The organism is Ruminococcus gauvreauii (genome assembly GCF_025151995.1).
Taxonomy (GTDB): Bacteria; Bacillota; Clostridia; order Lachnospirales; family Lachnospiraceae; genus Ruminococcus_G; species Ruminococcus_G gauvreauii.
Map to the genome: position 1 here is coordinate 3,681,786 of NZ_CP102290.1, position 25,447 is coordinate 3,707,232.

Annotated in this window: 16 protein-coding genes; 14 read left to right on the plus strand and 2 right to left on the minus strand. The window is 50.0% G+C overall.

What is annotated here, in order from left to right:
* Positions 1-33: 33 nt before the first annotated feature.
* The 7 genes from NQ502_RS17320 (at position 34) to aspS (ending at position 8,867) form a co-directional block, all read left to right on the plus strand.
* Complete coding sequence (locus tag NQ502_RS17320) at positions 34-558, plus strand: adenine phosphoribosyltransferase (RefSeq protein ID WP_028528704.1); 525 nt, start codon at positions 34-36, stop codon at positions 556-558.
* A 19-nt stretch (positions 559-577) separates the two neighbouring features.
* Positions 578-2,887, plus strand: coding sequence for a RelA/SpoT family protein (locus NQ502_RS17325; protein WP_028528705.1), 2,310 nt, complete (start codon positions 578-580; stop codon positions 2,885-2,887).
* A 209-nt stretch (positions 2,888-3,096) separates the two neighbouring features.
* Positions 3,097-3,723: an MBL fold metallo-hydrolase gene (locus tag NQ502_RS17330; protein ID WP_028528706.1), complete on the plus strand. Its 627-nt coding sequence runs from the start codon at positions 3,097-3,099 to the stop codon at positions 3,721-3,723.
* Entirely contained in the window at positions 3,716-5,188 is a 1,473-nt protein-coding gene (hemZ, locus tag NQ502_RS17335; protein WP_242830264.1) for a coproporphyrinogen dehydrogenase HemZ, read from the plus strand. The genes NQ502_RS17330 and hemZ overlap by 8 nt, the downstream gene beginning before the upstream one ends.
* On the plus strand, positions 5,176-5,769 hold the full coding sequence (locus tag NQ502_RS17340) for an HD-GYP domain-containing protein (RefSeq protein WP_242830265.1): 594 nt from the start codon (positions 5,176-5,178) through the stop codon (positions 5,767-5,769). The genes hemZ and NQ502_RS17340 overlap by 13 nt, the downstream gene beginning before the upstream one ends.
* Before the next feature lie 15 nt (positions 5,770-5,784).
* Positions 5,785-7,041, plus strand: a complete 1,257-nt coding sequence (hisS, locus tag NQ502_RS17345) for a histidine--tRNA ligase (protein ID WP_028528708.1) — start codon at positions 5,785-5,787, stop codon at positions 7,039-7,041.
* Positions 7,042-7,061: 20 nt separating this feature from the next.
* Complete coding sequence (gene aspS / locus NQ502_RS17350) at positions 7,062-8,867, plus strand: aspartate--tRNA ligase (RefSeq protein WP_028528709.1); 1,806 nt, start codon at positions 7,062-7,064, stop codon at positions 8,865-8,867.
* Positions 8,868-8,946: 79 nt separating this feature from the next.
* Here the strand turns inward: aspS and NQ502_RS17355 are convergent, their stop codons facing one another.
* Together NQ502_RS17355 and NQ502_RS17360 are read right to left on the minus strand one after the other, a co-directional pair.
* The gene (locus tag NQ502_RS17355; RefSeq protein ID WP_028528710.1) at positions 8,947-10,107 is read right to left on the minus strand and encodes a hypothetical protein; all 1,161 of its coding nucleotides are present in this window, start codon (positions 10,105-10,107) and stop codon (positions 8,947-8,949) included.
* Entirely contained in the window at positions 10,104-10,541 is a 438-nt protein-coding gene (locus tag NQ502_RS17360) for a CBS domain-containing protein (RefSeq protein ID WP_044983264.1), read from the minus strand. The genes NQ502_RS17355 and NQ502_RS17360 overlap by 4 nt, the downstream gene beginning before the upstream one ends.
* A 543-nt stretch (positions 10,542-11,084) precedes the next feature.
* Here NQ502_RS17360 and NQ502_RS17365 point away from each other — a divergent pair.
* From NQ502_RS17365 to gltB, 7 genes are all read left to right on the plus strand, one after another.
* Positions 11,085-11,720: a lactate utilization protein gene (locus NQ502_RS17365; RefSeq protein ID WP_028528712.1), complete on the plus strand. Its 636-nt coding sequence runs from the start codon at positions 11,085-11,087 to the stop codon at positions 11,718-11,720.
* A gap of 18 nt (positions 11,721-11,738) precedes the next feature.
* Entirely contained in the window at positions 11,739-13,505 is a 1,767-nt protein-coding gene (argS, locus tag NQ502_RS17370) for an arginine--tRNA ligase (RefSeq protein WP_028528713.1), read from the plus strand.
* A 185-nt stretch (positions 13,506-13,690) separates the two neighbouring features.
* Positions 13,691-15,475 carry a protein kinase domain-containing protein gene (locus NQ502_RS17375; RefSeq protein WP_028528714.1) on the plus strand — a complete coding sequence of 595 codons (1,785 nt, stop codon included), beginning with the start codon at positions 13,691-13,693 and terminating at the stop codon, positions 15,473-15,475.
* A complete protein-coding gene (locus tag NQ502_RS17380; RefSeq protein WP_028528715.1) occupies positions 15,472-16,725 on the plus strand; it encodes an ICP22 family protein in 1,254 nt (417 codons plus the stop codon). The genes NQ502_RS17375 and NQ502_RS17380 overlap by 4 nt, the downstream gene beginning before the upstream one ends.
* A gap of 185 nt (positions 16,726-16,910) precedes the next feature.
* On the plus strand, positions 16,911-19,031 hold the full coding sequence (locus tag NQ502_RS17385) for an N-acetylmuramoyl-L-alanine amidase (RefSeq protein WP_049898148.1): 2,121 nt from the start codon (positions 16,911-16,913) through the stop codon (positions 19,029-19,031).
* Between the two features lie 20 nt (positions 19,032-19,051).
* Entirely contained in the window at positions 19,052-20,626 is a 1,575-nt protein-coding gene (locus NQ502_RS19435) for an HAD hydrolase-like protein (protein ID WP_083963292.1), read from the plus strand.
* 259 nt (positions 20,627-20,885) lie between these two features.
* Entirely contained in the window at positions 20,886-25,436 is a 4,551-nt protein-coding gene (gene gltB, locus NQ502_RS17400; protein WP_341349410.1) for a glutamate synthase large subunit, read from the plus strand.
* The last annotated feature ends 11 nt before the right edge of the window (positions 25,437-25,447 follow it).

Sequence of the window (25,447 nt, forward strand, 5' to 3'; positions counted from 1 at the left end):
ATGTCGAGAAATAGCGGATGGAGGAACGCAAGAATGAAGAAAATAGAAGATTATGTCCGAAATATACCTGATTTTCCTGAACCGGGAATCATTTTCCGGGATGTCACCAGCATACTGCAGGACGCTGACGGACTGCACCTGGCGATCGATTCCATGCAGGATTGCATCAGCGGACTTGACTTTGATATTGTAGCGGGCACAGAGTCCAGGGGTTTTATCTTTGGAGTGCCGATTGCGTATAATCTGCATAAACCGTTCATTCCGATCCGGAAAAAGGGAAAGCTCCCATGTGAAACAATTGAGCAGAGCTATGACCTGGAGTATGGAAGCGCAGTGATTGAGATGCACAGGGATTCCATTCTGCCGGGACAGCGTGTCGTGATCATCGATGATCTGATCGCAACGGGCGGTACGGTGGAGGCTTGCGCCAGGATGATCGAATCGCTGGGCGGACATGTGGAAAAGATCGTATTTCTGATGGAACTGGCCGGGTTAAAAGGCAGAGAACGGCTGAAGGAATACGATGTGGAATCCATAATCTGCTATGATGGAAAATAACAGGCAAAGAGGGATAGATATGGGTGGAGAAAACGCACAGGTTCAGGATGAACATGCAAACATACAGAACATCCGTGAGGTTGAAAAAAGTGTGAAAGCCATGGATGATTTTACGAGCCCTTCAATACTTTATGAAGAGCTTATTTCGAGTGTGAAAAAATATCATCCGTCTGACAGCGTTCACATGATTGAAAAAGCTTATCAGATCGCTGATAAGGCACATGACGGGCAGGTCCGGAAATCAGGCGAACCTTATATTATCCATCCGCTGTGTGTTGCAATCATACTGGCCGATCTGGAGCTTGACAAGGAGACAATCATTTCAGGGATCCTGCATGACGTGCTGGAAGATACGGTGATGACTTACAAAGAACTGGAAGAAATCTTCGGTTCGGAGGTAGCACTTCTCGTAGACGGCGTTACAAAGCTGGGTCAGCTGAATTATTCAAAAGATAAGCTGGAGGTACAGGCGGAGAATCTCAGAAAAATGTTTCTGGCCATGGCGAAGGATATTCGTGTGATACTGATCAAACTGGCTGACCGGCTGCACAACATGCGGACACTGAAATACATGCCGGAGAAGAAACAGAAGGATAAGGCGCGGGAGACGATGGATATCTATGCTCCCATCGCTCAGCGCCTGGGTATATCAAAGATTAAAATAGAACTGGATGACCTGTCGCTGAAGTATCTCCAGCCGGAGGTTTATTATGATCTCGTTGACAAGATTGCAGTCCGCAAGAGTGAGCGGGAGGCATTTGTGTCTAAGATCGTATCGGAAGTGCAGTCCCACATGGAAAAGGCAAAGATTACGGCTGAAGTGGACGGAAGGGTGAAGCATTTCTTCAGCATCTACAAGAAAATGGTCAATCAAGGGAAAACGCTGGATCAGATATACGATCTGTTTGCGGTCCGTATCATCGTAGATACGGTGAAAGACTGCTACGCGGCACTCGGAATCATTCACGAGATGTATAAGCCGATTCCGGGGCGTTTCAAGGATTACATCGCAATGCCGAAGCCGAATATGTACCAGTCTCTGCATACGACGCTGATCGGACCTCAGGGACAGCCGTTCGAGATTCAGATCCGTACATTCGAGATGCATAAGACGGCGGAATACGGGATTGCCGCTCACTGGAAATATAAAGAGGCGTCTGACGGCAAGAAGACGGATGCTCAGAAAGAGGAAGAAAAGCTGAGCTGGCTGCGCCAGATCCTGGAGTGGCAGCGGGATATGTCGGATAATAAAGAGTTTCTGAGTCTTTTAAAGAGTGACTTGGATCTGTTTGCGGACAATGTCTACTGCTTCAGTCCGGCCGGTGATGTCAAGACGCTTCCCGCCGGTTCCACGCCAATTGATTTTGCATACAGTGTGCACAGCGCCGTCGGCAATAAGATGGTCGGTGCAAGGGTAAACGGAAAGCTGATGCCGATCGAGTATGTGATCCAGAACGGGGATCGTGTGGAGATCATCACCTCACAGAATTCAAAGGGTCCCAGCCGCGACTGGCTGAAGATTGTCAAGAGTACACAGGCGAAGAATAAGATCAATCAGTGGTTCCGCCAGGAACTGAAGGAAGATAATATTCTCAAGGGAAAAGAAATGCTGGCGCAGTATGCGAAGGAGAAGAACAAGGCGCTGTCCAGCTATCTGAAGATGGAGTATCAGGAGCCGGTGATGCGAAAGTACGGTTTCCGCGACTGGGACTCTGTACTGGCAGCAATCGGTCACGGCGGCCTCAAAGAAGGCCAGGTACTGAATAAACTGGTAGAAAGTTATGACAAGGCACATAAATCGGAGATTACAGATAAGACGATACTTGAGGCAAAAGCGGAGGCAAAGGATAAGCTTCATGTGGGAAAATCCCCGCAGGGCAGCATTATCGTCAAGGGAATTCACGATGTGGCAGTCCGTTTCGCCAAGTGCTGTAATCCGATCCCGGGAGATGAGATCGTCGGCTATGTGACGCGGGGCCGCGGCGTTACCGTACACCGCACAGACTGTGTCAATATTATCCATATGGATGAGACTGAGAGGATCCGTCTGATCGATGCGGAGTGGCAGGGCAGTGAAATTCCGGATCAGTTATTTACGGCGGAGATCAATGTCTATGCAAATAACAGAACGGGACTTCTGGTGGATATCTCGAAACTGTTCACGGAGCGGAAGATCGATATTGCATCAATCAATGTGAGGACCAGCAAGCAGGGGACTGCCACTATTTCCATGTCGTTTGACGTACACAGTATCGAGGAACTGAACCAGCTCGTGAATAAACTGCAGCAGGTAGAAAGCGTACTTGACATAGAACGAACAACCGGATGAGGCCGAAAGCAACTTAGTGAACGCGAGCCACAGGTGAAGCGTGAACTTAGTGCGAGGCCCATCCCGAACCTTAGAGAGCGCAGTAAGCGCGAACTTAGTTGAGGGATGAATCCGATTTCATGCAACTTAGTGAACGCGAGCCACAGGCGAAGCGTGAGCTTAGTTGAGGGATGATACCTATATTAAAGAAACTTAGTGGAGGAAAAACCATGAACAAAGCAGTCATACAGAATCTGATTCTGGGCCAGGTAGGAACGAACTGCCTGCTGATAAAAAACAGTGAGACCGGGGAGATGCTGATCGTAGATCCCGCGGACAGTGCCGGCACGATTTCCCAGGCGGTGACAAAACTAAACGGTAATCCTGCAGCAGTGCTGCTGACGCACGGACATTTTGACCATATTCTGGCGGTGGATGATCTTCGGGATCTCTATGAAATACCTGTCTATGCTTATGAAAAGGAGCAGGATGTACTGGAGGACTCGCTTCTGAATCTCTCAGCCGCCTGGGATCATGCGTTTACGACGAAGGCAGATGTATACGTGAAGGATAATGAGAAGCTTACATTGGCGGGATTTGAGATCACGGTGTTCTATACGCCCGGGCATACGCATGGCAGCTGCTGCTATTATCTGGAGGAAGAAAAGATACTGGTGAGCGGAGACACACTGTTTGCAGGCTCTGTCGGAAGGATGGATTTTCCGACGTCCTGCGCGGCGGATATGAACGCCAGCATCAAACGGCTTCTGAAGCTCCCGGAAGATGTTGAGGTCTGGCCGGGACACGAGCAGAGCACAACGATCGGACACGAAAAGAGGTATAATCCCTTTGCTTAACATAGGTATACAATTCTCGGAAAGAAATTTTGAATACGATGTGTATTCCCTGGTCCGCGCCTTTTACCCGGCGGGCAATGTACAGATGTACGTGCCGGGAGAAGAGGAACCGGCCGGGGAATTTGAATGTCTGATTGCACTTGGGTACCGCATCGACGGGATTGACTGCAGGATTTCCGTGAGCGGAGAGGAAAAGTTTTGCGGTAAGACAGACGTCGATTTTTATGAGAACCGCCCTGAGACAAAGAACCGCCTGAAACAGCTGGTCTACCGCGGGTTATCAGAGGTGAGTAATCGGACGCTCCCCTGGGGGACGCTTACGGGAATACGGCCTACGAAAATTCCCATGCATCTACTGGAAGAAGGATGGAAAAATCCGCAGATCGCAGAATACATGCGCAGTACGTATTACTCAGGTAATGAAAAAACGGCGCTGGCGATCGCGATCGCAAACAGGGAACGGGCGATTCTAAAGGATATTGACTATGAGAATGGATACAGTCTGTATGTAGGAATTCCGTTCTGTCCGAGCATCTGTCTGTATTGTTCCTTCGGTTCCCATCCGCTTGCAAAATGGAGAGACAGGATGGAGGAATACCTGGATGCGCTGTTGAGAGAGATCTCTTTTGTGGGCCGGGAATTCTGCGATAAAAAGCTGAATACCGTATATATCGGGGGAGGAACACCGACGACGCTGGAACCAGAACAGATGAGAAGACTGCTGCGTCATATCACAGAATGTTTTGATCTTCAGGATCTGCAGGAGTTTACTGTCGAGGCAGGGCGTCCGGACAGTATCACGGAGGAAAAACTGATGGTGCTTCGGGAGTTTCCGGTGAACCGCATTTCCATCAATCCTCAGACGATGCATCAAAAGACGCTTGATCTTATCGGGAGAGGCCATACGGTGGAACAGGTCAGAGACGCGTTCGTACTCGCGAGGAAACTGTCCTTCGACAATATCAATATGGATCTGATTATCGGGCTGCCGGGTGAGGGGAAGGCTGAGGTAAAGGAGACGCTCCGTGAGATCGAATCACTGCATCCGGACAGCATCACCGTACATTCCCTCTCGCTGAAGAGGGCGACCAGGCTGCATTTGTTTAAGGATCAATACGAGGAGATATCTTTCGAGAACAGCCAGGAAATTATGGAAATGGCGGAAAAATCTGCAGGAAGCCTTGATATGTATCCCTATTATCTGTACCGTCAGAAGAATATTGCCGGAAATTTTGAAAATGTAGGGTACGCAAAGGTTGACAAAGCGGGAATTTACAATATACTGATTATGGAAGAGAAACAATCAATCCTGGCTGTGGGAGCGGGAGCTTCAACGAAACTGGTCTTTGACCACGGCCGCAGGATTGAACGCGTGGAAAATGTGAAAGATGTCACCCATTATATTTCACGTATCGATGAGATGATTGAACGAAAGAAAACAGGGATAGAAAAGTGGTTGAAATAGATAAGACGAAAAAGTATATCAATGAAAAACATCTTCTGACATATACACTGGATGATCAGGTCGTGCACGCCATGCTGGTCAGTAACCTTTCGTATTCGGTGGCAAGGGAGCTGGGACTTCCGGAAGAGACCTGCCAGTACCTCTTTGATGCGGGCATCCTGCATGATATCGGAAAGGAAAAGCTCGGGGCCTACATTTATGAGGAAGAGAGCAATCCGCTGATCGTAGAAGAAATGAAATACGTGCGTATGCATTCGACACTCGGGTATGAGATACTGAAGGAGCGCGGCTATCCGGATATCATTCTGCAGTCAGTGCTCCATCACCATGAGAATATGGATGGGAGCGGTTACCCGGATAACCTCCGCGGGGAGGAGATTCCGTACGGCGCACGTATCATCCGCGTCTGCGATGTATTTGCGGCATTGATCTCGGACCGTCCGTATCGGAAATCATTTGACCAGGATACTGCGCTGGAACTGATGATTGAGGAAGTGAAGAACTTTGATATCAAGGTGTTCCTGGCATTCCAGCGTGTCATTCATCAGAAAAACTACCAGGATCTGGCATTAGTAGAATAAAAGGAGAGAAACATTATGGCATTGAAGAAGAAACCGGTCACGGGCATGAAGGATATCCTGCCGGCAGAGATGGCGATCCGCGATTATGTGATCCGCCTGATCAAGGAGACGTATGCGACATTTGGATTTTCGTCAATGGAGACGCCGTGCGTGGAACATATTGAGAATCTCTGCAGCAAACAGGGAGGGGAAAATGAAAAGCTGATCTTCAAGATCCTGAAGAGAGGAGAAAAGCTGAAAATCCATGAGGCAAGGACAGAAAATGATCTTGTGGACGGTGGTCTGCGTTATGATCTGACCGTTCCGCTGTCCCGCTATTATGCGAATCATGCAAATGAGCTGCCCAGCCCGTTCAAGGCGCTTCAGATGGGAAATGTGTGGAGGGCGGACCGCCCGCAGCGCGGACGTTTCCGTCAGTTTATGCAGTGCGATATCGATATTCTGGGAGAGCCGACGATTCTGGCGGAGATCGAGCTGATCCTCGCAACGACGACACTGCTCGGGAAACTGGATTTCAAAAACTTTACGATCCGCATCAATGACCGAAGGATCTTAAAGGCGATGGCGGCGTACAGCGGATTTGCGCCCGAGACATTTGACACGGTATTTATCATTCTGGATAAGATGGACAAGATCGGGATGGACGGTGTCGCGCAGGAGCTTGCGAAGGAAGGCTTTGCACAGGAATCCATCGACAGATATCTTTCGATGTTCCGTGAGGTCACGGAAGGAATCGAAGGTGTGCGTTATCTGAGGGACAGACTGGATGGTGTGCTGGACGCGCAGTATGCGGACGACCTTGAGATGATCATGAAGAGTGTGGATGCGGTGAAAAATGCGGACTTTAAGATTGCATTTGATCCGACTCTGGTGCGCGGCATGTCTTATTATACCGGTCCGATCTTTGAGATTTCCATGGATGAGTTCGGAGGGTCTGTCGGCGGCGGCGGCCGTTACGATGAGATGATCGGTAAGTTTACGGGAAATGACACGAGCGCCTGCGGATTCTCTATCGGGTTTGAGCGTATTGTCATGCTGCTGCTGGAACGCGGATACCAGGTGCCCGGGACTGCAGGGAAGACAGCGCTGCTGATCGAAAAAGGGATGCCGGCCGATAAACTGCTGGTCGTTCTGAACGAGGCGGATAAGCTGAGGAGCGCCGGAACACAGGTGACGATCGCAGTGATGAAAAAAAATAAAAAGTTCCAGAAAGAACAGCTGACAGAAGAAGGATATGAGACATTCCAGGAATTTTTTATCGATAAAATGTAGAGCAGACGGAGGATTATGAAATGGCAGAGTCAATGAAGGGACTGAAGCGGTCCCATCGCTGTACGGAAATTACGAGTGCCAATATCGGAGAGACAGTCACTCTGATGGGCTGGGTACAAAAGGGAAGAAATAAAGGCGGTATCGTATTTGTCGATCTGCGCGACAGAAGCGGCATGATTCAGCTGATTTTTGAAAATGGAAGTATTGATGAGGAAGGATTTGAGAAAGCGGGACGGCTGCGAAGTGAATTTGTCATTGCGGTTGTCGGTAAAGTGGAAGCGCGTTCCGGAGCCGTCAATGAGAACCTGAAGACGGGTGATATCGAAATCCGCGTGAATACACTCAGGATTCTTTCGGAATCAGAGACACCGCCGTTCCCGATCGAGGAGAACAGCAAAACGAAGGAGGAGCTCCGGCTGAAATACCGTTCACTGGATCTTCGCAGACCTGATATTCAGAGGAATCTGATGATGCGATCTAAAGTCGCGATGCTGACCAGAGTGTTTCTGGAAAAGGAAGGTTTTCTGGAGATCGAGACGCCGATGCTCACAAAGAGTACGCCGGAAGGCGCGCGTGATTACCTCGTGCCGAGCCGTGTGCATCCGGGCAGCTTCTACGCCCTGCCGCAGTCTCCGCAGCTGTTCAAACAGCTGCTGATGTGCTCGGGCTATGACCGTTACATCCAGATCGTGAAATGTTTCCGCGACGAGGACCTGCGTGCAGACCGTCAGCCGGAATTTACGCAGATCGATATGGAGCTTGCATTCGTAGATGTCGATGAGGTAATCGACGTCAATGAGCGGCTGCTTGCCCATCTGTTTCAGGAGGTGCTTGGAGTCGAGGTACAGCTGCCGATTCAGAGGATGACATGGCAGGAAGCCATGGACCGTTTCGGTTCCGACAAACCGGATCTGCGTTTCGGAATGGAATTACACGACGTCTCTACGACCGTCAAAGACTGTGAATTCGTGGTATTTAAAAATGCACTGGATGCCGGCGGAAGCGTGCGCGGCATCAATGCCAAAGGACAGGGTGCGATGCCGAGAAAGAAAATTGACAAACTCGTCGATTTTGCGAAAGATTACGGCGCCCGGGGACTGGCTTATCTGGCGATAGGCGAAGACGGAAGCTACAAATCTTCTTTTGCGAAATTTATGAGGGAGGAAGAGCTGAAGGCCCTGTGTGATGCCATGCAGGCGGAGCCGGGCGACCTGCTTTTGTTTGCCGCGGATAAGAATAAGGTAGTCTGGGATGTGCTGGGTGCACTGCGCCTGGAGCTGGCGAAACAGATGGATCTGCTTGACAAAGAGGAATACCGTTTCGTATGGATCACGGAGTTTCCGTTGCTGGAATGGTCGGAGGAACAGAACCGCTATATGGCAATGCACCATCCGTTCACCATGCCGATGGATGAAGATCTGCATCTGCTGGAAAGCGACCCGGGCGCTGTGCGCGCCAAAGCATATGATATCGTGCTGAACGGCACGGAGATCGGCGGAGGAAGTGTCAGAATCCATCAGAATGATATTCAGGTGAAAATGTTTGAGATGCTGGGATTCACGAAAGAGGAAGCGGCTGAACGCTTCGGCTTTTTGCTGACAGCGTTTAAATACGGTGTGCCGCCTCATGCAGGACTCGCATACGGACTGGATCGTCTCGTGATGCTGATGGCAAAAGAGGACAGTATCCGCGATGTCATCGCATTCCCGAAAGTCAAAGATGCTTCCTGCCTGATGTCAGAAGCGCCGGGAATGGTGGAGGAAAAACAGCTGGAGGAACTGTGCCTGAAAGTGGAGCTCCCGGAGAAAGAAACGCGCAGGGAATGACAGGTACTGCATGCATCTGGAAGGAACGTTTCTGTAAATAAACAAAAAGGACACCGGTAAGTGTCCTTTTTGTTTACGGTCATTCGTCTGATGTGGTGTTGTCAGCGGATTCAGTGCTGCCGCCCTCATCGGGGTCGGTTGATATGCCGGCGACTGCCTCATCGATATTGCCGAGGATGGCCTCCGCGACGGCATCGTCCATCTTCAGCTTCCAGTTGGTTCCGTCATTGACAAGGACCAGAGTGATGGAAGTCGACGACGACGATGTGTTGTGAGTGATACTGTCCAGCAGGATCTGGTTGGCTTTGGAAAGCCGGACGGAAAAGCCGTCGGCTAATGCCTGCGCGGTATTGGTGTAGGCGGCCACACTCTTCTGATATTCACTGATGATGCTGTGGCTGTCACAGCTTGTGATATTCATGGTAACATTTGCCGTGATGCCGTCATTTTCGGAATCTGTGATCTCGTAGTCGAGATATTGCAGGATCTGAGCAGCGAGTGCTTTGGCGATCGTGCGTTTGTATTCGTCATCTGCAGAGAACAGCTCGTCCAGCGACAGAAACTGGTTCATCTGCTCGGTGTCAAAATTCTTGATTGTGTCAAAGTGCAGAGCCACAATCTCTTCGGGTGTGAAGAGCTCCGGATCGGCCGCATAGGTGACAAAACCGCCAACCAGGGCATTTTCCAGATCGGAATCCCGCTCCAGTTTCCATGCTTCACCCGTGCGGGTGAGTGTGACGGGATAATCACTCGTTACAGTCTCATAATCATTGGAAGCCAGAAGATCGTGCAGCGTCAGGTAATAATCTTCCAGAGAGTATTCGACACGGCTGGGATTTGCAAGGTTCTGCAGCTGTTTGACGATAGACTGTGAAGTATAATCCTTAGCGAGCTTTCGGGCGTCGATTGTCTTCAGCTTCAGAGTTGCAGAGGCTTTCTGTGAGTCCTCGTCGATCTGGATATTCTTGATGTCGTAATCAAAGTTTTTGAAAAACAGGGAAAAGACATCAATGACCTCTGCAGGAAGCTTCTCGGCGGACATATCGTCAAAAAGACTGGAGTTGGAAAGATGTTCTGCGATACCTTCCCGGTCGTCAGTCTTCAGCAGATCGAGTTCACTATGGATGCAGTCTGTGACTGCTTTCTGCTCTTCAGAGACGCATCCGGTCAGGAGCCAGGCAGACAAAACGACTGTTGCACACAGGGTCAGACAACGTATGGGGTGAGAAGTCCTGCTCATGACGTACCACCTTCGCCGCCGCCCTGTCCGGGTCCTTTCAGCTTCTCGAAACAATATTCCAGAATATCTTTACGGGTGATGATGCCGATAAATTTACCTTCATCATCCACAACAGGTACGAAGTTCTGCCGCATGGCAGTCATCACGAGGTCCTCAATATTACAGTTGATATTGACAGGATTATTATGCCATCGCCGTGATACCTGACGAATAGGCAGATCCTCTGCCTCATGCAATGTCAGTGAGTATTTATTTTTGATAACACGAAGGAGGTCACCTTCCGTAATCGTCCCAATATATGCGCCGCTCCGGTTCAGGATGGGGATTGCGGTATATTTATGGTGTTCCATTTTTTCAAGAGTCTGTCTGAGTGAAAAATCATCATAAATATATTCCACTTCACTTTTGGGTGTTAGAAAAAATAAAATATTCATTATGTATACTCCTTATAGTAACGTTGTCTCTATTATATACTATTTGCATGAAAAAGTGTGGAAAAGCGCGCCAAAAATTTATTAATTTTTTCTTACGTAATAACCATATCCACACAATGGTGTGGTATAATGTACGCGACCCCAATGAGCCGTGCAAAATACAACGAAGCACAGTGGGCTGTGCTTGCACATCCCACTGCGGTGAGGCAGTATTTTATAGGGCGAAGCCCGCGAACGAGCGCCAGCGAGTTCAGCACGGCGGGATACCGTATAGAAACAAACAAACTTCCCCCTGCCAGCGAAGCGCCCGCAGGGGCCCCAACCGCCCTCAACCCCATCCCGCGAGCGAAGCGTCTGCGGGAAGCCCATACCGACACCAACAAACTTCCCCCTGCCAGCGAAGCGCCCGCAGGGGTCCCAACCGCCCCCAAACCCCCATCCCGCGAGCGAAGCGTCTGCGGGAAGCCCATACCGACATCAACAAACTTCCCCCTGCCAGCGAAGCGCCTGCAGGGGCCCCAACTCAAAATGGAGGGAACACATATGAATTATAAATCACAAAGCTATGAAAACACAGCCAGGACCATCATAAAAAAATTCGAACAGCGCGGCATGACAGCCTTCTACTGTACGGACAAAACATCGGCAAGAGATCAGGTTCTCAGCCTCCTGGAGGAAAACAGCAGCGTAACCTGGGGAGGTTCCGTGACACTCGAAGAAACAGGGATCATCGATGCCGTCAAGAACGGTCCATATAAAGCCATCGACAGAAAATCTGCGGGGACACCGGAAGAGGCCCGCAGACTGTACGGAGAGATTGTCTGTTCCGATACATTTTTAATGAGCACCAATGCCTTTACACTGGACGGTGAACTGATCAATATCGACGGAAACGGCAACCGGGTGGCGTGTCTCATCACCGGACCGCGCCAGGTAATTGTCGTGACTGGCATGAACAAACTTGTAAAAAATGTGCAGGAGGGGATAGACCGCGTCAGAACAATGGCGACGCCTCCCAATGCGATTCGTGTGGGTGTGAGCACACCGTGTTCCAAAACAGGAGTCTGTGCAGACTGTACGGGCAGGGAATGTATTTGCTGTCAGGAAGTTATCACACGTGTCTCCAGAGAGAGGGGACGTATAAAAATTATATTAGTGGGAGAAGAGCTGGGATTTTAAACCGGCACAGGAGGAAAAATGAATAAGATTATTGATTTGATCACGGATGAAATGATTTCCGCCTTTAAAAATGCGGGATACGATGAGACATACGCGCGGGTGACGATCTCCAATCGTCCCGACCTGTGTGAATATCAGTGCAACGGAGCGATGGCGGCTGCCAAAGCCTATAAAAAGGCTCCTCTGGTGATCGCAGAAGACGTTGTCGCACAGATCCAGGACAGCGCTGTATTCGGTATGGCGGAAGCTGTAAAGCCGGGATTTATCAATCTCAGGATAAGGCAGGAATTTCTGGCCGGTTATCTGCGCCGTATGCAGGCTGACAGCCATCTGTCCGTGGAGAAGGTCAAAGAGCCTAAGACGATCATTCTGGATTACGGCGGACCAAATGTCGCGAAACCGCTGCATGTCGGTCATCTGCGTTCTGCCATCATAGGCGAGAGCATTAAACGTATGGGACGTTTTGTGGGACATAACATGATAGGGGATGTACATCTGGGTGACTGGGGGCTCCAGATGGGTCTGATCATCACGGAACTGAAAGAGCGGAAACCGGATCTCGTGTATTTTCAGGAAGATTATACGGGAAAATATCCTGACGAGGCTCCGTTTACAATCGGGGAACTGGAGGAGATCTATCCTGCGGCCAGCGCAAGATCCAAAGAGGATCCGGAGTATAAGGAACGTGCGATGGAGGCAACACACCTTCTGCAGCGGGGGAATCCCGGTTACCATGCGCTCTGGAACCACATCATGCAGGTTTCTGTCAATGACCTGAAAAAAAATTATGAGAAGTTAAACGTTACATTCGATCTGTGGAAAAAAGAGTCGGATGCACAGCCGTATATCCCGGAAATGGTTGACTACATGAAACGCGAAGGGTATGCGCACCTGGATGACGGCGCGCTTGTGGTAGATGTAAAAGAGGAGAGTGACACGAAAGAGATACCTCCGTGCATGATTCTCAAATCAGACGGGGCATCACTCTATAATACGACTGATCTCGCCACGATCGTTGAGCGTATGAAACTGTTTGATCCGGATGAGATTATTTACATTGTGGATAAACGTCAGGAACTGTATTTCACACAGGTATTTCGCTGTGCAAGGAAAACCAGGCTGGTGAAGGAAGACACGGGACTGTTTTTCCTGGGGTTCGGAACGATGAACGGAAAAGACGGAAAGCCTTTCAAGACGAGAGAGGGCGGCGTCATGCGTTTGGAAACACTGCTGCGGGAAATCACCGACGAAATGTATCAGAAGATTTCTGAAAACCGAAACGTGAAAGAAGAGGATGCAAGAAAAACTGCTGAAACCGTGGGACTCTCTGCTGTAAAATATGGAGACCTTTCTAATCAGGCATCGAAAGATTATATCTTTGATGTCGAACGGTTTACTTCTTTTGAGGGGGATACCGGACCGTATATCTTATATACAACGGTTCGGATCAAGTCGATCCTGACACGTTTTCAGGAAGGAGGCGGTTCCCTGGATCAGGGTGCGATCCTCGAGGCCAAAAGTGACAGTGAAAAAGAACTGATGCTGCAGCTGGCGCGGTTCAACGGTGTTGTGGAAAATGCATTTGACGAGAAAGCACCACATAAACTGTGTGCGTATATCTATGAACTGGCAAATGACTTTAACCGTTTTTATCACGAGACAAAAATTCTGACAGAAGAAAATGCTGAGCAGAAGGCATCCTGGATACAGCTGCTGAAACTGACACGGGATGTGCTGGAGGCCAACATTGATATGCTGGGTTTTGAAGCCCCGGAGAGAATGTGAAAAAATAATGGATGTATAGTCTTTGAGCCCGGAGATCATCCGGGCTCATTCTTTATGCCTGGTGCAAAGAAAAAAATTGCACTTGCAGCATTTGACGTGGTGTGATATTCTGAAATCAGATTCCTGTGCCATACGGCATATCCGGGCAGTTCGCCCAAATTTCTCAATACTATATTAAAAGCGGGGTGATCCGTATCATTAAAAAAGGCACTGTGCTGCGCGGGAAGTACTGTCTTCTGGAGGAGGTTGGCTGCGGAAGCGGAGGCCATGTTTATCTCGCAGTGGACGCCGTGTTGAAAAAACGCTGGGCGATCAAGGTATTTACCGATATCGGGCTGCACAGACAGGAGATTCAAATACTCAGGGAACTCGAACATCCCATGATTCCACGTATCGTGGAGTATATAGAAGAAAAAGGGAACATTTGTCTGGTTATGGATTATCTGGAAGGTGCAGACCTGGCTGTGCTGCTGCGGAATGGCCGCGTATTTTCAAAGGACGAGGTGCTGCGTTTTGCCATCGAGGTCTGCGAAGTCCTGGAATATCTTCACACCCGGCAGCCCCCCGTGATCTACCGGGATCTGAAGCCGCACAATCTGCTGCTGCAAAAAAACGGGATGTTGAATCTGGTTGACTTTGGATGTGCCTGTATGTTCGATGCCGAGGGGGGCAGAGATTTGGTACAGGCAGGGACAAAAGGGTACGCAGCTCCGGAACAGTTTGGAGGAAAGAGCGACATGCGCACAGACCTGTATGCGCTGGGCGTGACATTTGATTTACTGTACCGGGGGAAGAATTTCAGATTGCGGGCAATACTGCGTAAATGCAGGGCTGAGAAGCCAGGCAGACGTTATCGGAGCGCGTCTGCAGTCAGAAAGCGGCTGGAGCGGCTGCGGGCATCCGGCACGCCGCGTTCCACAGTGCGCAGGCTCTGGGCGGCAGCGGCAATTGTTCTGGTAAGTCTCACACTGCTGCAGCATGTGGTCCGCCTGGGCAGCGAGACTGTGTACCGTGAGAAACTACAGAAGGGTGAATACGGGACAGCTGCGGAGCTTTATCCTGAGAGGGAGGAAGTATACGAAAAAATATTAAGCGAGGGGGTAAGCAGCGGGAGAACACTGCGTGCACTGGAGCAGGTGGATGCGCTTCGCTCGCTTTACCCGGAAGAGACCGCATCGCATCAGCACATACTGCTTGAGATGGGCATGATCTGGTTCCTGGGAAATCCGCTGGATGCTGAATTTGCTGCGGATTACAGGAAAGCCTCTGAATATTTGTCACAGCTGCCGCCCGACCGCTTTCCGGAGGCAGCAAGCGGGACAGAACTTTTGACTGTGATTCAGGAGTCCAGGGAAAACGTGGACTGGGAACGGGCAGTGTTGGCGCTTGATACCATGGAACGGCAGACGGCTGATCTTGCCGGTGCGAGGCGGATCCGTCAGCTGGAACTGCTTGCTTCTGTCTGGATGACAAATCGCAGTTATCTGCAGAAGACCGGTGCAGAGCCATTTGACAGAGCATCGCTTCTTCTGGAGGAAGCGATGAGACTTTCAGTGGGGGTGTATGAAAGAGAAGCTTATGTGGGGATACAGTCTGCGCTGATACAGGTATATTATCTGGACGGGATGCTGAACGGTGACGTCGCATCGCTGAATAAATGGACGGGACTGTATCAGGAACTGCCGGAACATTTGCTGCCGGAAAAGCTGCGCCGGGAAAACTGGCTGCGTGCGGCGTACGTATATGAAGAGCTGCATGCATATGACGATGCAGCCGATCATTACCGCCGGCTGATCGATCATTATCCCGATAGTACAGGGTATTACTGCGAATATGCGCTGATGGAACTGCTGGAGCGGCAGAATGTTCAGAGAGCCCGGGAACTGTACCGCGAAGTTAGTGAGCTGCCGGGGGCTGAGCAACATAGAAATTATCAGATATTAAAAGAGAGACTGGAGGGTACGCAATGAGAAAAAGAGAATTATGGTTAGCGGTGACAGCGATGTGCTGTCTTCAGATAACATCCGCCCCGATGACTGCATATGCCGAAACAGAGGAACAGGATCAAACAGAAGAGCGGCAGATACAGATATGTTCAGAGCAGAGTGAACTCGGTGGTGCGGATGAAACGGAACAGCCGGAGGAGCCAAAACCTGAGCAGATGCCGGAGGAGCGGGAGGAGCCGGATCCGGAACTGCCGCCGGATGAGCAGGAGCAGAAAACGAAGGAGCCGGATGGGTCGAAGCCGAAACTGCCGCCGGATAAGCCGGAGGAGCCGGATCTGGAACTGCCGCCAGATGAGCAGGAGGAGCCAGAGTCTGAACAGGTGATTGAAACTGTGCCGGACATTGCGGTGCCGCCGGAAAAGGCTCAGACAACGGAAAAACACATCCGGCAGGATGAGGAATCGACTGCGAAGGAATACATGGAGCTGGAAGAAGGATGGCAGCCTGAACAGGCGGAACATACGGAAACGAATGTGCTGAAGCCTGAGGAAGTGATACCTGAGATCGATCCGCCAGAGGTCATTTTGAAGACACCGAAGATCCGGTTTCTGAATCTGGGGCCGGCTACGGCGAGCAGAATGACACTGTCTCCGGAGATCATGATCACGGACATGGCACTGACACAGGGGAAAGTACAGGTACTGCTGACGGATGAAAACGGCAGGACGCTGGCAGCCGGGATGGATCTGACACAGGAAGGCAGCGGTCTGGTTTGCAGAATGAATACAATCAGCCGGGACGGAAGGTATACGCTGCTTGTGAGGGGGGAAAACGAATACGGTGTTATGACTGAGAAAAAATGTACATTTACGGTCAATAAAGAAGGAACCGCGTTTGCCGTATGCGGTGATGAAAATGAGACAAAGACTGCCGGTTTTATACCGGCTGTCAGGATGACGAATCCAGATCACATCCGCATTGTCTCCTGTATGCTGAATGGGAGGGAAGTAAACTATTCCTGGGACGGGGAATTGCTCAGGATAGACCGGGATGAGGTTATGCCGGGGAAAAATACGGTTACACTGGAGACGAAAGACGGGGCAGGAAATGTCAGCTCCATGGAACCATGGGAGTTTTATGTTCGTGCAGGCGATACAGACAGCAAAGAGTCAAAATTGCCGCAGAAAACAGGCAGCAGAAGGATAAGATGGTTCAGAGAAGTGTTAGATATACTGCGGCACATATTGAAACTGGTATTGTCGGCAGGACTATAATTGCACGGTGCTATACAGGTTTATGAATGGTTCTGAAATGTATTGTTCCAGAGTTATCTTTCAAAATACTGAAAAGTGATATTGTAAAAGATTAGTAATGACTGTATAATTATATTAAAATTTGTTGAAAATTCAGATTAAAAAAGTATTTGACATGTAGAAAGATATAAACAAAGGAGAGGATTATGAAACGATTTCTGGCAGCTTTCTTAGTTTTGTGTATGGCATTTATTATCAATTCGGTGCAGGTATACGGCGCACAGGATGATACTCAGACAATGTGGGAACCGGAGGATGGTGACGAACAGGTACAGGAAGAAGCAGAGCTCCCGAAGACAGAGGAGGCCAGTGAATCACTGCCGGGGGAAGCAGCAGCGGAACCGGCAGAGAGAGAAGAAACTTCCGGATATGAAGAGACCAGGCCCGAAGAAAATGCAGAGATAACTCCGGAGCCGGAAGAATTCATGTCTTCAAAGACGAAAGCAGGTTGGGAAAAAGATACTGACGGGAAGATCAGATACCAGAATGCAGATGGGAGTTACCCAGATGGATGGAAAAAAATCGGTGCATACTGGTATTACTTTGATGAAGACGGCTGGCTTGAAACAGGATGGATCACACTCACGAGCGGTACCTATTACCTGACGGAGTCGGGGGAGCCGGGTGCGATAGGAGCGATGCTGACAGGATGGCAGAATATAGCCGGGACCGTATATTATTTTGATGAGTCAGGACCAGCTGAAGGTAAAATGCATACGGGCTGGATGAATACTTCCTACAGGAGATTTTATTTTAAAGAGTCAGGATCTGATATCGGAAAGCTGATGACTGGCTGGCAGACAATTGGTAAGAATACCTATTATTTTCAGATGGGAGGAAACCTCGGAGAGCGCGGCAGACTGTATACAGGCTGGCGCACGATGAATAACAGAGTATACTATTTCCAGATGGGAAATGGTGACGGAAACATCGGAAAGCTGAATACGGGCTGGAGGCTGCTCAATGGTAAACGATATTATTTCCAGATAGGCGGAGGGGCCGGAGAGCGGGGGAAGCTGTATACGGGCTGGAGGACACTCGGGGAAAAAACCTGTTATTTCCAAATGGGCGGACAAGCCGGTCAAAAAGGTCAGCTGTACACCGGCTGGAGGACGATGAACGGAAAAGTCTATTACTTTCAGATGGGAAATGGTGACGGAAACATCGGAAAGCTGAATACGGGCTGGAGGCTGCTCAACGGTAAACGATATTACTTCCAGATAGGCGGAGGGGCCGGAGAGCGGGGAAAGCTGTATACGGGCTGGAGGACGCTCGGAAAAAACACCTATTATTTTCAAATGGGCGGGGAAACCGGTCAAAAAGGTCAGCTGTATACGGGCTGGAGGACGCTGAACGATAAAGTCTATTATTTCCAGAAGGGGAATGGCGACGGAAACATCGGAAAGCTTACTACAGGCTGGAGTCAGATGAATGGTAAATGGTATTATTTCCAGACAGGCGGAGGAGCCGGAGAGAAGGGAAAGCTGTATACGGGCTGGCAGACGATTGGAGGCAAACGGTATTTTCTAAGGCGTACAGGAGATTATGGAGTTAAAGGTGAGATGCTGACAGGATGGCATGAGATCGACGGGAACGATTGCTATTTTAGTCAGAGCGGGGAATATCTTCCTGACATGAAGCGGTTCCGGGTGGCGATTGATGCCGGACACCAGAGAAGAGGCAATTCGGAGACAGAGCCGATCGGACCGGGAGCCTCTGAGAGGAAGGCGAAAGTTTCATCGGGTACATACGGCAAATGGTCGGGACTGAATGAATATGAGCTGAATCTGACGGTGTCAAAAAAACTGCAGGCTGAACTGGAAAAACGCGGGTATGATGTTTATATGGTGAGAACAACGCATGATGTCAACATCAGCAATTCCGAACGGGCGAAGATGGCGGCGAATGCCGGAGCGGATATTCTTGTGAGAGTCCATGCAAACGGTGACGAGAACAGCAGCGTATACGGTGCCCTGACGATGGCGCCCTCCGGTTCGAACCGTTACCTGACAGCCGGCAATATCAAGGCTTCGCAGAAGCTTTCCCAGAAGATTATTGACAGTTTCTGTGAAGAGACAGGTGCAAAGAACAGAGGCATCCTGTATGTTGATAATATGAGCGGTATCAACTGGAGTACGATTCCGGTCACTATCGTAGAGATGGGGTTCATGAGCAATCGGACCGAGGACCTGAATATGGCCAAGAGCTCTTATCAGGATAAGATGGTGAGGGGAATGGCGAACGGTATTGACCGTTATTTTTCGTAGGAGTAAAGGAAGGTTAGTGTATGTCACAGATAATATTGTTTGACCTGGATGGTACTTTGACAGACTCGGCGGAGGGTATCACGAAGTGCGTGCAGTATGCCCTTAAGCACTTCGGGATCGATGAACCGGATCTGGAAAAACTGAAACATTTTGTGGGTCCCCCGCTTCGGGAACAGTTTATGAAAACGTATCATATGCCGGAGCGGCAGGCGGAAGTCGCGGTGGCAGTCTACCGGGAACGGTATGCCAGGATCGGTATGTATGAAAACAGGCCGTATGACGGGATCGAGGAAGTCCTGAAGATGCTTCAGGAAGAGAAAAAGATATTGGGTGTGGCATCCTCAAAACCAGAGATCTATGTGAAAAAGATATTGGAACATTTCCACATTGACACGTATTTTGAAGTGGTAACGGGTGCCAATATGGACGGCACCAGGACGGAAAAAGACGAGGTGATCGAGGAGGCGCTGCTGAGACTGGGCATGACCGACAAGCGGGAGGACGTGCTGATGGTGGGCGACCGTTTTTACGACGTAGAAGGAGCGCTCAAATGCGGCGTGCAGTGTATCGGAGCCGGATACGGATACGGAAGTCCGCATGAGCTGGAGCTCGCAGGAGCGGTATACGTGGCGGAGACAGTGGAGGACTTAAAGATACTGTCTGACCGGTACCGGAATGCAGGGAAAGAGGAGGCGGCACCCGATGAGCAGGAGGAACCATACGAATATCCGGCAATGGGGAGCAGCGACAGTCTGCTGAAAAAGATATGGCAGGTTGTGTATCCCATGGGACTGTACTATCTGATCACGTTCGTTGTCGCCCAGGCGGGTGCTGTCATCCTTTACAGCTGGTATACGATGAAAAATGCCGCCTCGTCTGTCGGCGAAATGCAGGCGCTCCTCATGCAGCATACCATCTGGTTAAATGGAATTGCGGCATTTCTGGCGATTATTCCGATGACGCTGCTGTATCAGAGAGACCAAAGAGTCAGGACACGGGGAATATCAGGCAGGAAAGCGAAAACCCGCAGGCGGGTTCACGGCGGTACGTATGCAATGACGGTCCTGTTTGCGGTCACTGCAAGCCAGGTCTTAAATGATCTGATCAATTACAGCGGGCTTGCAGATCTGTTTCCGGCATACCCTGAACTGCAGTCGGCGATCTTTGACGGCCAGAGCATCATCGTGCTCTGCATAACCGTCGGCATACTGGCACCCATAGCGGAGGAGATACTGTTCCGCGGACTTGTGTTCAAGCGGCTGCAGGACTACACGGGGAACGGATGGGCGGTACTGATATCAGGGCTGCTGTTCGGCATCTATCATGAGAATATGATACAGTTTGTCTATGCGGGTCTGCTGGGATTTGCGTTTGCGATGCTGATGTGCAGGACGGATTCTCTGAAAGTCGTGATAACCGCACATGCGGCGGCGAATCTTTGGTCACTGCTCGGAAAGAGTCTGGTGAACGCGCTGGCGGCAACTCATGTGATGGCATACAGCATTCTGCTGGGAATATTTGTAATCCTCGCACTGTTTTCGGGCGTCTATCTGATGGGCGGAAAAAGCAGCAGGAATAAGAAAAAAGAGGCCTGACGGCGATAAAATGAAGCTCAAACCCCATGCACCTCCGGGATCTGAGCTTCATTTGTTTTTACATGGAATGAAATACCATGTTACTGAAGTGAAATAACAGAAAAACATTGGAAAAACAAAGAATTCACAAGTAATCTGAATATTTGCAGAAAGTTTTTATTTACAGGAGAAAAAAAATGTAGTATATTACTTACAGTGAAAAACCAAATACACCATTAGTATGAACTCCATGAAATAAACAGGAAAAGGAGAGATGGCTATGCAAGGGACGATGAGAAATCAGTCCGGCCATGGTTTGTATGATGCCAGGTTTGAGCATGACAACTGTGGAATCGGAGCGGTGGTGAACATTCACGGAGTGAAAACACACGAAACCGTGGAGAATGCATTAAAAATTGTTGAAAATCTGGAACACAGAGCGGGCAAAGATGCCGAAGGAAAAACAGGAGACGGAGTAGGAATTCTGCTGCAGATATCGCACAAATTCTTCTCGAAAGCCTGTAATTCCATCGGCATCTTTTTACGTGAAGAAAGAGATTATGGAATCGGTATGTTTTTCTTCCCGCAGGATGAACTGAAACGAAACCAGGCAAAAAAGATGTTTGAGATCATCGTGGAAAAAGAGGGGATGAAATTTCTCGGCTGGAGAATGGTACCGACGGTGCCGAAAGTTCTGGGGCATAAAGCGCTGGAGTGCATGCCGTGCATGATGCAGGGATTTGTGGAGCGCCCGGAACATGTGGCGAAAGGTCTGGAGTTCGACCGCAAATTGTATATCGTACGGCGGATTTTTGAACAGAGCAACGATAATACTTACGTATCGTCTCTGTCGAGCCGCACAATCGCATACAAGGGGATGTTTCTTGTCGGACAGCTGAGGACGTTCTTCGAAGACCTGCAGAACCCGGCTTATGAATCGGCGATTGCCATGGTACATTCCCGTTTCAGCACGAATACGAATCCAAGCTGGGAACGGGCGCATCCCTACCGGATCATCGTACATAACGGAGAAATCAATACCATCCGCGGAAACGCAGACAAGATGCTTGCCCGGGAGGAGACAATGGATAACGGGGCTCTGCAGCACGAACTTCACAAAGTGCTTCCGGTGATCAATTCGGAAGGCTCTGACTCCGCAATGCTGGACAATACGCTGGAATTTCTGGTTATGAGCGGTATGCCGCTTCCGCTGGCAGTGATGGTCCTGATACCGGAGCCATGGCAGAATAACCGGACGATGACCCAGGACAAAAAGGATTTCTATCATTACTACGCGACCATGATGGAGCCGTGGGACGGTCCTGCATCGATCCTGTTTACGGACGGTGATATCATGGGGGCGGTGCTCGACCGCAATGGTCTGCGCCCGTCCAGATATTATATCACAGATGACGGATATATGATCCTGTCTTCCGAGGTCGGGGTCCTGGATATTCCCGCATCCAAAATCGTACAGAAAGAGCGTCTGCATCCCGGTAAAATGCTGATGGTAGATACGGTAAACGGGAAAGTCGTCTCCGATGATGAACTGAAAGAATACTATGCTTCCAGGCAGCCGTACGGAGAGTGGCTGGACAGCAGCCTGATCACTTTAAAGGAGCTGAAGATACCAAATCAGCGGGTGGAAAGCTACACGGAGGAGGAACGGGCACGGCTTCTGAAAGCTTTCGGGTACACGTATGAAGAGTACCGGACATCGATTTTAAATATGGCCCAAAATGCGAGTGAGGGCATCGGCGCCATGGGCATTGATTCCCCGATTCCGGTTCTGGATCAGGGTCATCAGCCGCTGTTCAACTATTTTAAACAGATGTTTGCGCAGGTGACAAATCCTCCAATCGACGCGATCCGGGAAGAAATCGTGACCTCAACGACGGTATATGTCGGAGAGGACGGAAATCTTCTGGAGGAAAAACCGGATAACTGCAGAGTGCTTCAGGTGAACAATCCGATCCTTACGAATACGGACCTGATGAAGATCAAGAACATGAATGCCGGGAATTTCAAGGTTCAGATCGTATCGATCCTCTACTACAAAAACACCGATCTGAAGAAGGCGCTGGACCGGCTGTTCGTGGAGGTTGACCGTGCTCACCGGGACGGCGCGAATATCCTGATCCTGTCTGACCGCGGGGTGGATGAAAACCATGTGGCTATCCCCTCGCTGCTCGCGGTATCTTCGGTACATCAGCATCTCGTAAAAACAAAGAAAAGAACATCACTGGCAATGATACTGGAATCCGGAGAGCCCCGTGAAGTGCATCATTTTGCGACACTGCTCGGATACGGCGCATGCGCGGTCAACCCTTATCTGGCACAGGATACGATCGGACAGCTCATTGACAGCGGTATGCTGGATAAAGACTACTATGCGGCTGTCAGTGATTACAACGATGCGGTTCTTCACGGGATCGTCAAGATCGCGTCCAAGATGGGGATTTCAACGATTCAGTCGTACCAGGGAGCACAGATCTTCGAGGCGATCGGTATCGATAAAAGTGTGATCGATGAATACTTTACGAATACTGTCAGCCGTATCGGCGGTATCACGCTGGAGGACATTGCGAGGGAAAATGATGAACTGCATTCTGCAGCATTCGACCCGCTGGGGCTGGAGACGGATCTGACTCTGAACAGCGTCGGACGCCACAAGATGAGAAGCGGCGGTGAAAAACATCTGTACAATCCGCAGACGATTCATCTGCTGCAGGAGTCTACAAAACGCGGCGACTACGGGATGTTTAAAGAATATACTGCATTGGTAAATTCGGAGCACCGGGAAGGGACACTGAGAGATCTGCTGACATTTCATTTTCCAAAACAGGGAGTTTCGATCGAGGAAGTCGAAAGCGTGGATTCGATCGTGACACGGTTTAAAACGGGGGCAATGTCTTACGGCTCCATTTCCAGGGAGGCGCACGAGACGCTGGCAGTCGCCATGAATACACTGCACGGAAAATCTAACAGCGGGGAGGGCGGAGAGGACTATGAACGTCTGACTGTCGGCAGGGACGGACTGAATAAGTGCTCAGCGATCAAACAGGTGGCATCCGGACGGTTCGGAGTTACCTCCAGATATCTGGTAAGTGCGCAGGAGATCCAGATAAAGATGGCACAGGGTGCGAAACCCGGAGAAGGCGGACACCTGCCGGGAGGAAAAGTATATCCCTGGATTGCAAAGACGAGGCATTCGACACCGGGCGTCAGTCTGATCTCTCCTCCGCCGCACCACGATATCTATTCGATCGAGGACCTTGCACAGCTGATTTATGACTGTAAAAATGCAAATAAAAATGCCCGGATCTCTGTGAAGCTGGTATCAGAAGCGGGAGTGGGAACCGTTGCTGCCGGTGTGGCAAAAGCCGGCGCACAGGTCATCCTGATCTCGGGGTACGACGGCGGAACGGGTGCAGCCCCCCGAAGTTCCATTCAAAATGCGGGACTTCCATGGGAGCTGGGCCTTTCGGAAACACACCAGACGCTGATCATGAATGGTCTGCGCAATAAAGTGCGCATTGAGACGGACGGTAAACTGATGAGCGGCCGTGACGTTGCAATCGCAGCAATGCTGGGCGCCGAAGAATTTGGCTTCGCGACTGCGCCGCTTGTGACCATGGGATGTGTCATGATGCGTGTCTGTAATCTGGACACCTGTCCGGTGGGTGTGGCGACACAGAACCCGGAACTTCGGAAGCGATTCAGGGGAAAACCGGAATATGTGATTAATTTCATGCGCTTCATCGCCGAGGAACTGAGGGAATATATGGCAAAACTCGGGGTCAGAACTGTAGATGAGCTGGTTGGAAGAAGTGATTTCCTTCGCATGAAAAAGGAATTTGACGGAATCAAGGCATCCAAAGTGGACCTGTCTGGGATACTGAACAATCCGTTTGCAAAGGCGGGGGATAAAGTGACGTTTGACCCGAAACAAGTCTACGACTTTGAACTGGAGAAAACGGCTGATGAGAGGATCCTGCTGAAAAAGCTCGGATCGGCGATCGAGAGCGGACAGCCGGGAAGCATCGAAGTGGATGTCGCTAACACAAACCGTACATTCGGGACGATCCTGGGCTCTGAGATCACCAGAAGGTTCGGGGAGGGCCTGAAGGATGATACGTATACTGTAAAATGCAGCGGTGCGGGAGGACAGAGCTTCGGAGCATTCATTCCGAGGGGGCTGACGCTGGAGCTTGTCGGGGACAGCAACGATTATTTTGGAAAAGGGCTGTCCGGAGGAAAACTGATCGTCTATCCTCCGACGGGAGTAAACTTTAAACAGGATGAAAATATCATCATCGGAAACGTGGCACTCTACGGGGCAACCAGCGGAAAGGCATTTATCAACGGTGTGGCCGGGGAACGCTTCTGCGTCCGAAATTCAGGGGCCGTCGCGGTAGTGGAAGGCGTCGGCGATCATGGATGCGAGTATATGACAGGCGGCCGTGCAGTTGTCCTGGGACAGATCGGCAAGAACTTTGCAGCCGGCATGAGCGGAGGCGTGGCGTATGTTCTCGATGATCATAATGATCTTTATACTAAGATCAACAAGTCCATGGTGTCCATCGAACGGATCAGTTCCAAGTACGATGTACAGGAACTCAAAGAGATGATTCAGGAACATGTGGCATGTACAAACTCCGTCAAAGGGAAACAGGTTCTGGAGAACTTTAAAGATTATCTTCCGAAGTTCAAGAAAATCATTCCGCATGATTATCAGAAGATGCAAAATGCAGTGGTACAGATGGAGGAAAAAGGTTTGAGCTCAAACCAGGCACAGATCGAGGCATTTTATGCGACTACGAGAGGATAGGAGGGAGAACT

Coding starts and splice junctions, on each gene's coding strand:
- hisS (WP_028528708.1), top strand. CDS start 5,785: ATGGCATTGAAGAAGAAACCGGTCACGGGCATGAAGGATATCCTGCCG.
- NQ502_RS17320 (WP_028528704.1), top strand. CDS start 34: ATGAAGAAAATAGAAGATTATGTCCGAAATATACCTGATTTTCCTGAA.
- NQ502_RS17365 (WP_028528712.1), top strand. CDS start 11,085: ATGAATTATAAATCACAAAGCTATGAAAACACAGCCAGGACCATCATA.
- NQ502_RS17355 (WP_028528710.1), bottom strand. CDS start 10,107: ATGAGCAGGACTTCTCACCCCATACGTTGTCTGACCCTGTGTGCAACA.
- gltB (WP_341349410.1), top strand. CDS start 20,886: ATGCAAGGGACGATGAGAAATCAGTCCGGCCATGGTTTGTATGATGCC.
- NQ502_RS19435 (WP_083963292.1), top strand. CDS start 19,052: ATGTCACAGATAATATTGTTTGACCTGGATGGTACTTTGACAGACTCG.
- NQ502_RS17330 (WP_028528706.1), top strand. CDS start 3,097: ATGAACAAAGCAGTCATACAGAATCTGATTCTGGGCCAGGTAGGAACG.
- NQ502_RS17360 (WP_044983264.1), bottom strand. CDS start 10,541: ATGAATATTTTATTTTTTCTAACACCCAAAAGTGAAGTGGAATATATT.
- NQ502_RS17385 (WP_049898148.1), top strand. CDS start 16,911: ATGAAACGATTTCTGGCAGCTTTCTTAGTTTTGTGTATGGCATTTATT.
- NQ502_RS17325 (WP_028528705.1), top strand. CDS start 578: ATGGGTGGAGAAAACGCACAGGTTCAGGATGAACATGCAAACATACAG.
- argS (WP_028528713.1), top strand. CDS start 11,739: ATGAATAAGATTATTGATTTGATCACGGATGAAATGATTTCCGCCTTT.
- NQ502_RS17380 (WP_028528715.1), top strand. CDS start 15,472: ATGAGAAAAAGAGAATTATGGTTAGCGGTGACAGCGATGTGCTGTCTT.
- aspS (WP_028528709.1), top strand. CDS start 7,062: ATGGCAGAGTCAATGAAGGGACTGAAGCGGTCCCATCGCTGTACGGAA.